This is a genomic window from Amphibacillus indicireducens (genome assembly GCF_039539605.1).
Taxonomy (GTDB): domain Bacteria; phylum Bacillota; class Bacilli; order Bacillales; family Amphibacillaceae; genus Amphibacillus; species Amphibacillus indicireducens.
In genome coordinates this window covers 25,761-36,536 of the sequence record NZ_BAABDL010000026.1, presented here as the reverse complement: position 1 = coordinate 36,536, position 10,776 = coordinate 25,761, and the positions used below count along the sequence as shown (strand labels likewise).

Here is a 10,776-nt window from a genome sequence, read left to right as displayed (position 1 = left end):
CTACAGCTACTACTGCCTTCACTGTTCGGGACTTTCACCCTAGAGTCTGCACCCATGCTGGGCACACAACTAAAAGAGGGTGCATAGTATGCACCCTCTTTTGCCCTATGTAAATATTATTTTACGATATCTTTAAGGGCTTTACCTGGTTTGAAAGCAGGTACTTTACTTGCTGGGATTTGAATCTCAGCACCAGTTTGTGGGTTACGGCCTTTACGAGCAGCACGATCACGTACTTCGAAGTTACCAAAACCAATTAGTTGTACTTTTTCACCGTTTTTAAGTGAATCCATGATAGATTCTAAAACTGCATCAACAGCTTTTGCAGCATCCTTTTTAGAAAGCTCACTCTTTTCAGCTACAGCATTAACTAAATCTGTCTTGTTCATGATATTCACCTCCTCCGTAATTTAAATTCATGAAGCATAAGAATTTAAACGGTTTTATTCCATTTGTTCACCAAATCTTATAATTCTATACTTCTGATCACCAAATTAATTGATGACAAAGCCTATATTATACGACTTTTCCCATAATTTCAACAAAAAATACAAGATAAATAATATTTGTTGAAATTAGTGATAAAAAATTCAAATAAAATTTGAATTGATGAACTATGAAGGTTGCTATGACAAGCTTTAACCAGTTAAATCTTAACACAGCCATCTTAATAAAGCAACATTTGGAATAAAAAAAACAACATTTCAAAGCACCTTTTGCTAAAGATACTCATTATTCGACAATTTATCAGTAAAAATAGTCACTTATCCCTATCTAACTAGATCGGATTAAGCAAAAAATAAAACGACTTGAGGATCAAGTCGTTATAGGATAATGGCGATCATGCCGCCAGAACCTTCATTAATTATTTTTTCTAACGTATCTTTTAATTTATGGCGGACATTCTCTGGCATTAATGTTAATTTTCCTTGAATGCCTTCGCGAACGATTGAGCTTAGCGAACGACCAAAAATATCAGACTGCCAAATTGATAATGGATCATCTTCAAAGTCTTGCATTAAGTAGCGAACTAACTCTTCACTTTGTTTTTCAGTACCAATAATCGGTGAGAACTCTGATTCAACTTCGACCTTTATCATATGAATCGATGGAGCGATTGCTTTTAAACGAACGCCATAGCGTGAACCATGGCGAATGATCTCTGGCTCTTCTAACTTCATATCATTGACTGACGGTGACGCTACGCCATAACCTGTTTGTTTCACCATTGCAAGTGCATCTGATATTTGATCGTATTCTCTTTTGGCTTTAGAAAAGTCTTGCATTAACCGTAATAAATGATCTTTACCTGTTATTTCTTCACCAACTATTTCTTTTAATACTTGATCATATAAATGATTCGGTGCATCTAAATCAATTTCTGCCATTCCCTCACCCATATCAACACCATGAATTTTTGCTGTTTCAATAAATTCATATGCGCTAAAATGGCCGATAATTCGATCGACATCTCGTAAACGCCTAATGTCTTTGACTGTTTCCTGAATTGCTTCTTGATAGCTGACTTTCAGCCAATGATCTTCCGCTAATACCATCACCCAACTTGGTAAATTAACATTGACCTCAAGTACAGGGAACTCGTATAGCGCTTCTCTAAGTGCATTATATGCATCTTCTTCATTCATATTTTCTGCACTCATTGCTAGTACTGGAATGTCATATGCTTCATTTAATTCTTGACGCAAAAGTTCAGTTTCTTGGTGGTAAGGCTTTGTTGAATTTAAAATCATAATAAAAGGTTTACCAACTTCTTTTAACTCATCAACAATTCGAGCTTCTGCATCAAGATAATCTGCACGTGGAATATCTCCAATTGTACCGTCGCTAGTTACGACAACACCTATTGTTGAGTGCTCTTGAATGACTTTTCGAGTACCAATCTCGGCAGCTTCATTAAAAGGAATTGGCTCTTCATACCATGGTGTATGGATCATTCTCGGACCATTTTCATCCTCAAATCCTTGTGCACTTTCTATTGTGTAACCAACACAATCAACTAATCTGACATTGACAAACAGTCCTTCATCAACTTCTAATTGTACCGCTTGATTTGGAACAAATTTTGGTTCAGTTGTCATTATTGTCCGACCTGCTGAACTTTGGGGTAGCTCGTCTTGAGTTCGAACACGCTCTTGTTCATCCTCCATGTTAGGAATGACAACATTCTCCATGAATTTCTTTATGAAGGTTGATTTACCCGTTCGAACTGCACCAACTACACCAAGGTAGATATCACCATTCGTGCGTTTTGAAATATCTTTAATTAAATCTACATTTTCCACAAAATCCCCTCCCGATCTCCTTCGACACAGCAACGTGCGCTTCTTCTGACACTATGATTCTATGATGTTGTCCCAATAGAATATGACAGATGATTGACGATTCTTTCTATGAAAATTAGATTTACTTAATTGTTCAATATATATGCACCAGATTGGGTTTAATGTATTTAATTCACTATTCAAAAACAACTTTAATATAGACATACAAATAGAGCCGAGTTAGAGGGGCTTTCTAACTCGGCTTGACTCAGATTAATACCCAAAAGCAACCTTAAAGTGAGTACTTGTGCATAATAGTTTATGCGGTGGCGTAATTGATGTATAAACAAACACCCAACTTTAACTACTTTTTAAATGATTGCCCTAGTGTATTCATATCTTTAGGAATTTTATTTTGAGTAATTGCTTGAACAAGTTTATCTTCTTTCTCTTTTGAAATTGGCTTGTTCGCCATTTGACTCAACTTATTAACAAGATCTCTAACTGTTGCTTCATCAGAAAAATCAGCATTTTGAACTGAATTGGCAACTTTAAAAATGTCATTGGGGTTTATATTCGTTTTATTTTTAATTTGGCTAAAAATATTCGACTGTTTGTCACTCACCTAACTTCCTCCTTGCTTAACATTTTACGATACTATATGCAAGGAGAGTTGGTGATGTTCATCATTAATCTTGGCGATAATATTGTTTCAATAACGTATGAACTTCATCAACTTCATTTCGTTTCGAACGCGTCATTAATTGTTCAACAATTTCTCGAGGGTCAGCATCTTCGAATAATATTTTATAAATACCGAAAGTGATCGGCATGACGATACCTTTTGCTTTCCCCAATTGATAAGCTGCTTTTGCTGTTCTTACCCCTTCAACAACCATGTTCATTTTAGCTAATACTTCATCTAATGAAAAACCTTGAGCTAACAAATTACCTGCATTCCAGTTTCTACTGTGGCGACTAGTCGAGGTTACGATTAAATCGCCGATCCCAGTCAAACCAATAAAAGTCAATGGATCAGCTCCCATAGCTGTACCTAATCGAGCCATTTCAGCTAATCCCCTTGTGACAAGAGCTGCTTTAGCATTGTCACCAAAACCAAGACCATCAGAAATTCCAGCACCTAAAGCAATGATATTCTTTAATGCTCCACCTAATTCAACACCAATTAAATCAGTGCTTGTATAAACTCTAAACCGATCATTCATAAACAAACCCTGTGCATGTAGCGCAGCTTGTTCAGATTTCGATGTCGTTGTTACTGTTGTTGGATGCCCTAGACTGACTTCCTCTGCATGGCTCGGACCTGACAGGACAACTATCTCATCATAAAGCTCTCTAGGCAATTCTTCTTCAATCATTTCAGATACACGTTTAAATGTTTCTGGTTCAATCCCCTTTGTTCCATGGATGATACTCACTTTATCGGTTAACACTGCTTTAAGCTGTTGACAAACCATCCGAATCGCCTCAGTAGGTAAAACCAATAAAATAGTTGAAACGTCGTCAATCGCCTCTTTCAAGTCAAAATAGGCTTTAATTTGATCAGGAATGACAACATCTTTTAAATAGACTTCATTACGACGTGTCTGATTAATTTCATTTGCATGTTTTTCAATATGTGTCCACAATCTAACGTCATGACCATTACTATTTAACACCATAGCTAAAGCCGTTCCCCAGCTTCCAGCACCTAGTACAGCTATTTTTTCCATTTAATCAGCTCCTTAACCACGCTTTCTAGCGAGAATTTTTATCGGAGTGCCTTCAAAACCAAAAGCCTCTCTAATTTTGTTTTCTAAAAAACGACGATATGAAAAGTGCATCAAATCAGGATCATTGACAAATACCGCAAAGGTAGGCGGTTTAACGGCAACTTGAGTCGCGTATAATACTTTCAATCGCTTACCACGAACAGTTGGTGTAGGATTGACTGCAATCGCATCCATAATCACATCGTTTAAAACACTTGTTTCAACTCGTTTACTATAGTTTTCGCTAGCTAGACGAACTTGCGGCATTAATGTGTGAATTCTTTTCTTTGTTAGGGCAGATAAGAAGACAATCTGTGCATAGTCTAAAAATAAGAAATGAGCTCGAATCTCCGCCTCAAACTTTCTCATTGCTTCTTGATCTGATTCAATTGTATCCCACTTATTTACGACGATCACGATCGCTTTTCCAGCATCGTGAGCATGCCCGACAATTCGCTTATCTTGTTCAATAATTCCGGTTGAAGCGTCAATAACGATCAGAACAACATCTGACCGATCAATTGCTTTCAGTGCACGCAAAATACTATACTTTTCTGTTGACTCATAAATCTTACCGCGTTTTCTCATTCCTGCCGTATCGATAATGACATAATCTTCACCATCGAATACAAATGGAGAATCAATAGCGTCTCTAGTTGTACCAGCAATATCACTAACAATTACTCGACTTTGTTGTAAAATAGCGTTGACGAGCGATGACTTTCCAACATTCGGTCGACCGATAACACTAAAATGTAACGCATCTTCATTTTCAAGTTTACCATCGTGAGCTGGAAATAGTTCAACCACACGATCTAGTAAATCACCTAGGCCTAGACCATGCGCTCCTGAAATCGGATAAGGTTCGCCAAAACCTAAACTATAAAATTCATAAATATCTTCTCGCATTTCTGGGTTATCAATCTTATTGACAGCTAAAACGACAGGTTTATTTGACCGATAAAGAATTTTAGTTACTTCTTCATCAGCAGCAGTTATCCCATCTCTACCGTTGACAATGAAAATAATGACATCCGCTTCATTAATTGCGATATCAGCTTGCTCTCTCATTTGAACGAGAAGTGGTTCGTTTCCTAACTCGATCCCTCCTGTGTCAATTAAATTAAATTCAGTCGTTAACCATTCAACTTTTGAATAGACACGATCTCTCGTTACACCTGGAGTATCATTTACAATTGAAATTCTTTCACCGACTAGTCGATTAAATATAGTTGACTTCCCAACATTTGGTCGTCCAACTATTGCTACGACAGCTTTTCTCATGAAAGGATCATCCTTTCTCTCATTTACTAACTTAATTTTTACTCATAGAGGATAAAATTGTTCCTAACTAATATAGTTTAGCAAAATTTACTCTTTTAAACAATATTTTAAATGTGAATCGAAGTTGACTTGTTAGAAATCGCTTGGACTAAGTACAAAATAAAAATAGCAATATAGAGTGAAGTAAACAACTCGGACTCCCCCAATACGATGCTCCAGTTTAATACTTTCATGTTATAAGCGTACAACCATTCACCTGTTAAACAGGCGACCATTAATAAATAAATACGTTCTTGCGTATTTCTAATAAAGATCACTAAGGTTGTAGCAAACAGTATAGCTATAATCAAAAACTGATCAACTAACAACCAAATTGGATTGATAATTAAAATATACTTTAAACCGTTATAACTCAAAATTAAACAAAGTAGAAAGTAATAATTAAAGTAAGTCATTGTTTTAAGCAAAATTAATGCCCAAAAAATAACCAAGCAATACAAATAGGGTATCGTTACTGTATAACTACCAAGTTCAAGTTGTTGATTAATAAAAATAATATTAACTAAAACAAGCCAAAGTAACAAACGTTTCGTTCGATTCATTTTTAAATCAACTAATGAAAAATACACGATTGCCAACCAACTTAACCAATAAAAAACCATACTGATCCCTCCATCTACTAGTTCAGTATGGCAACCTTCTAAAAATATTAAACAAAAAGCATGTAGTGAAATATCCACTACATGCTTAATTAATGATTATTTGAATTGATCTAATTGGTCTCCAATCACATCACTAATTGAAAATCCTTGATCTTCATCTTTTTCATAAGATTTTAATTCTTGTTGATTCTTTTCAACTTCTAACTCTCTCATGCTCAATGAAATCCTTTTTTCCTGCTCATTTACTTCTAAAACTTTAGCTTCAATTTCTTGTTCAACTTCTAACACTTCTTGTGGAGTGCCAATGTGTTCTGTAGAAATTTGCGAAATGTGAACAAGCCCCTCGACTCTTGGCAACAATTCTACAAATGCCCCAAAGCTAACTAGACGTTTAACTGTTCCCTTAACAACATCACCAGGTTTGATTTTATCTTCAATGTTTTCCCATGGTCCAGGTAACGTTGCCTTAACTGATAATGAAATTCTTTCTGTTTCTTGATCAACTGAAAGAACCTTGACTTTGATTGTCTCACCTTCTTTAAGCAGATCACTTGCATGTTCAACGTGCTCATGAGCTAATTCAGAAATATGGACAAGTCCATCAATACCACCTAAATCAATAAATGCACCAAAGTCTGTAATTCGAGCTACTTTTCCTTCAACAACTTGGCCTTCAGCTAAACTTGATAAGCGTGCTTCTTTTTGCTGTTCATTCTTTTCTTCAACTACCGCTCGATGTGATAAGATCACACGATTTTTTGATCGATCAAGTTCAACAACCTTTAATGATAATTCAGTATCTAAATAACTAGAAAAATCATCAACAAAATGAACTTCGACTAGTGAAGCTGGAACAAATCCACGCAAACCAACATCAACAACTAATCCACCTTTAACAATTTCTTTAACAGTCGCATCAAATACTTCACCAGACTCTAATTTTTCCGCTAAGTCTGACCATGTTTTTTCAATATCAACGACTTTTTTAGATAAGATGACCTCATCGTCTGAGATTTTTTTGATTTTTAAAGTGAATTCATCATCAAGATTAACAACATCACTTGCTTGCTCAATTCGCTGACTCGATAACTCATTGAGTGGTACAATGCCATCAGTTTTCCAGCCAATATCAACTAAAACCTGGTCATCTTCAACCTTCACAACTTTTCCTGTTACCTCTTGCCCCACATAAAATTCTTTTAATTCAGCTACTTCCTTATTCATTTCATCCATTAGAAACTGCCTCCTTCAATTTACCACGCTAATAGATAACTATCTTTTCCTAAGTTCTAATATTTGAACGATTTTGTCAAGTGTTAATCTAATATTTGAGTATGTTTTTCTTGCAAATTGCCGATTTCAGCCATTATTTTTTCGGTTGCTTCTTTTGCTGAAGCCTTGACTTCACGTAATGAAGTCATATCAACCGATTGACCAAAAACAATTTTTAATTTACGACCGACCTTATATGGTCCAATTATAACACATGGAACAACAATTGCATCAGATCGAAGGGCAAAAAAGCCAATTCCCGATAAACCTTCACCTAATTTGCCTGTTTTACTTCTCGTTCCCTCTGGAAACAGACCAATCACTTTGCCTTCTTTTAATAATGTTAGTACTTGTCTTAATGCTTGGCGATCTTTCATTCCCCGTTTGATCGGGACAGCATTTAATTTTGTGAAAAAAAACCTAAAAAATTTGCCTTTAAATAATTCTTCTTTTGCTAAAAAATGAACATCTCTAGTTGCAGCACCACCGACAACTGGTGGATCAATATTTGAAATATGATTCGAACAAATAATAACAGGTCCATCTTTAGGGATATTCTCCGCTCCGAAAACTTCCATTCGATAAAATGGCTTTAGTAAATACCAAACAAGGTTTCTAGCGAATCGGTAAAATGACATTTATTTCACTCCTTTTTGCTCAATAATTTGCAAGATTGCTTCGACAACTTGATCGATGCTTAATGAAGTCGTATCTAATTCGATTGCATCATCAGCTTTAACTAACGGAGAAACCTCTCTTTCCATATCGAAACGATCTCTGTCTGCGATCTCTTGTTTTAGTTGTGTTAAGTCTGCTGGAAAACCTTTTTGTTTATTCTCTTTATAGCGTCTAAGTGCCCGTTCTTCAACAGAAGCAATCATAAAAATTTTAACATCAGCATCAGGAATCACATGACTACCAATATCTCGTCCATCCATGACGATATTTGTCTCATTGACAAAACTCCTTTGGCGCTCGACCATTTCTTCACGAATTAAGCGATGTTTAGCAACTTCCGATACATTTTGAGTAACGGCTTCATTTCTGATTTCTTCACTTACGTCTTCGTTATCAAGTAAAACACGTTGATTCGTCTCAGCTTGCTCTAACTTAATATCTGTTTTTAATAATAACTGAAATAACTGTAATTCATTATCTGTTTCGACATTGTATTTTAGTGCTTTTAAAGTTAGCGCCCGATACATTGCACCAGTATCTATGTATATATAGTTTAATTTAGTTGCTATTTTTTTTGCGACGGTACTTTTTCCTGCTGCTGCAGGTCCATCAATTGCGATTGCTATTCCTTTTTGACTCATCTTTTAATCTCCTTCATTAAAAACATCGATAGTTAATTTTTATTTTCTAATGCTTGTCTTCGTTCTTTTAATTGAGTTTCAAAGCAATATTGAATAATGTGTTGTCGATCTTGTTCATAAATATCAACAAACTTCATTGATAGTAACTGTTTTGCTTCTTTAGTTAACTCAAAGATTCGAATCGATTCTGCTCTTGTAAAGATGTAATCAATATCTTTGTCTTTCGTTCTTAAAACAATGACTAGATCGAATGGCGTACCAGACTTTATTTCAATATTTTCAGGAAGTACGACTGCAAGTCCACCACCACTAATATCTTTCGTCACCGTGGTAAATGTCTCAAGCTTACCTTCCGGATCAGAAATTGAGACATCTAGACTCGCGTCGACACGAACGTATTCTCGACGTTGAATTTTTTTCAGTTTATTTTGATCAAAGCGTAGCATTAACATCGGAACTTTTTCTCTTTTACGATCAATAATTTCCGTATAAAATTTATAGATTGATTGATCGCTTCCAACAAAATAGGCAAATAAAAAAGTGCCCTTTGGAAAAAAGTCCGTCCGGCCTGTTTGAGTATTGATCGGGTAATCAATATATAAAGAAGAGCCCTTTTGTTCAACAACGCGACATCTAAACCGCTTGATCTCTTCGTCATCATCACTTGTTTCTAACGTTAGTATTGTTCCAATTTTAATCATAAGTCAACTCACCCCTAAATTGTAACTACTTATATTATTGCAACAATACGATTTTAAGGCAAGGACTAGTTTCGATTTTTGTTAGATTAAAAAAGTATCCCAAATATTTCAAGGATACTTTTTTAACAATTTTCTAATCCCACTTTAATTCAACATCATGCTTTAGTTCAACAAACACTTCATTTCCTGTATTTGCATCGATAAAAATTTGATACGTATCATTATTTAAAGTTCCAAAAAACGCATAAGTTAATACTTCCGAGCCTGCCCGATCTTCAATAATCGCTAAATGTTGATCCTCTATATTTAAAGAAGAACTAACAAATTCTTGCGCTTCTTCGAGGGTTAACTCAGGGTCTTTTAATTCTCGTTCATGATGATTTCGATAATAATCCGTTGCATTAAATCCAACGATATCTCCATTATCTAAAGCAACTTTTACCGTAATTTGATCTGGATAAACCCAAACGTCATCATTTGTAACGGCAAACTGAAACAATCCGGTCTCATCATATTGACTTGATCGCAATCGTTTAATATCTTCAAAACCTTGTTCCTTCAGTAATTTTTCTGCTTCTCGTTCGGCATCATGTAAACTGATTGATGCATCAGCTAACTCACGGTTAATCATATATGATAAAACATGACCACCAGTTTCAGTTATTTCAATATAGCCATGTTGATCTTCATGACTAAATGAACCACTAAATGTATTTAATTGTGCACCTTCACCACTTTTTTGTAACTCTAACTCGATATCAGGAGTTAAATCAAATTGTTCGATAATTAGCTCTTCAACTTCTTCTTCATTAATTGGATCACCGTCAACAAATTGAAACCGTTCTTGCTGTGACGGGAAATCTGCAGCTAGATTATCAAAATGAGCTTGGTCAAATCCCGATGTATAGTCTTCGACCGCGGTAAACCCATCAATGATATGGTTCGGTGATTCTCGATCATTACGAGCTAAAGCAAGCTCAACCTCAACCCATTTAAGTTGATCTGAAAAAACCTTATGTTGAACTGTTCGAAGCTCTTTTCGGATCTCATCAGCAGATTGATAAAGTTGTGTTAGCCGGTCTGTTTCTTCTTCACTTAAAGGTTCATTGTCAAGATCACGTATCGCCACATGATAAGTAAATTCACCAATATCAGCTAAAAATGTTTCTGTTTTCGTAAATGGTAACAATCCTAACGGTAATTGACTAACATCACTTTGTGCTTGTGCTGTCAATTGCCAAACATCTAACATTTGCGGTGATAATGTCTCTTTCGTTTTCAATGCAAGTGTCGTCCCAATTTTGTCATAGAGAAGGTCGACATGATACGTTAAATCATGAAAAGCACGTTGATAGTTATTTTCAGCTTGTACAATCAAATGTTCTTTTTCAGTAAATTGCCGATAACCCCAATAGCCTGTGACGATCAATGCAATTGAGAGTACTGTGATACTAATCCATCTTTTCATTAATTATTCCTCCGAT

Annotated in this window: 11 protein-coding genes; all 11 read right to left on the bottom strand. The window is 35.6% G+C overall.

What is annotated here, in order from left to right:
- Nucleotides 1-116: 116 nt before the first annotated feature.
- The 11 genes from ABD814_RS02875 to ypeB all read right to left on the bottom strand — a co-directional run bounded on the left by ABD814_RS02875 (nt 117) and on the right by ypeB (nt 10,760).
- The gene (locus ABD814_RS02875; protein ID WP_344910148.1) at nt 117-389 is read right to left on the bottom strand and encodes an HU family DNA-binding protein; all 273 of its coding nucleotides are present in this window, start codon (nt 387-389) and stop codon (nt 117-119) included.
- A 435-nt stretch (nt 390-824) separates the two neighbouring features.
- Nucleotides 825-2,303, bottom strand: a complete 1,479-nt coding sequence (spoIVA, locus tag ABD814_RS02870) for a stage IV sporulation protein A (protein ID WP_344910146.1) — start codon at nt 2,301-2,303, stop codon at nt 825-827.
- 343 nt (nt 2,304-2,646) lie between these two features.
- Nucleotides 2,647-2,907, bottom strand: coding sequence for a stage VI sporulation protein F (locus tag ABD814_RS02865; protein WP_344910145.1), 261 nt, complete (start codon nt 2,905-2,907; stop codon nt 2,647-2,649).
- A gap of 64 nt (nt 2,908-2,971) precedes the next feature.
- Entirely contained in the window at nt 2,972-4,015 is a 1,044-nt protein-coding gene (locus tag ABD814_RS02860) for an NAD(P)H-dependent glycerol-3-phosphate dehydrogenase (RefSeq protein WP_344910143.1), read from the bottom strand.
- 12 nt (nt 4,016-4,027) lie between these two features.
- Nucleotides 4,028-5,338, bottom strand: a complete 1,311-nt coding sequence (gene der / locus ABD814_RS02855; RefSeq protein ID WP_344910141.1) for a ribosome biogenesis GTPase Der — start codon at nt 5,336-5,338, stop codon at nt 4,028-4,030.
- 107 nt (nt 5,339-5,445) lie between these two features.
- On the bottom strand, nt 5,446-6,000 hold the full coding sequence (locus ABD814_RS02850; RefSeq protein WP_344910139.1) for a YphA family membrane protein: 555 nt from the start codon (nt 5,998-6,000) through the stop codon (nt 5,446-5,448).
- 96 nt (nt 6,001-6,096) lie between these two features.
- A complete protein-coding gene (gene rpsA / locus ABD814_RS02845) occupies nt 6,097-7,233 on the bottom strand; it encodes a 30S ribosomal protein S1 (protein WP_344910137.1) in 1,137 nt (378 codons plus the stop codon).
- A gap of 83 nt (nt 7,234-7,316) precedes the next feature.
- The gene (locus tag ABD814_RS02840) at nt 7,317-7,910 is read right to left on the bottom strand and encodes a lysophospholipid acyltransferase family protein (RefSeq protein ID WP_344910135.1); all 594 of its coding nucleotides are present in this window, start codon (nt 7,908-7,910) and stop codon (nt 7,317-7,319) included.
- Nucleotides 7,911-8,591, bottom strand: a complete 681-nt coding sequence (gene cmk, locus ABD814_RS02835) for a (d)CMP kinase (RefSeq protein WP_344910133.1) — start codon at nt 8,589-8,591, stop codon at nt 7,911-7,913.
- A 32-nt stretch (nt 8,592-8,623) separates the two neighbouring features.
- Complete coding sequence (locus ABD814_RS02830; RefSeq protein ID WP_344910131.1) at nt 8,624-9,292, bottom strand: flagellar brake protein; 669 nt, start codon at nt 9,290-9,292, stop codon at nt 8,624-8,626.
- Nucleotides 9,293-9,425: 133 nt separating this feature from the next.
- Nucleotides 9,426-10,760, bottom strand: coding sequence for a germination protein YpeB (gene ypeB / locus ABD814_RS02825; RefSeq protein ID WP_344910129.1), 1,335 nt, complete (start codon nt 10,758-10,760; stop codon nt 9,426-9,428).
- Nucleotides 10,761-10,776 lie beyond the last annotated feature (16 nt).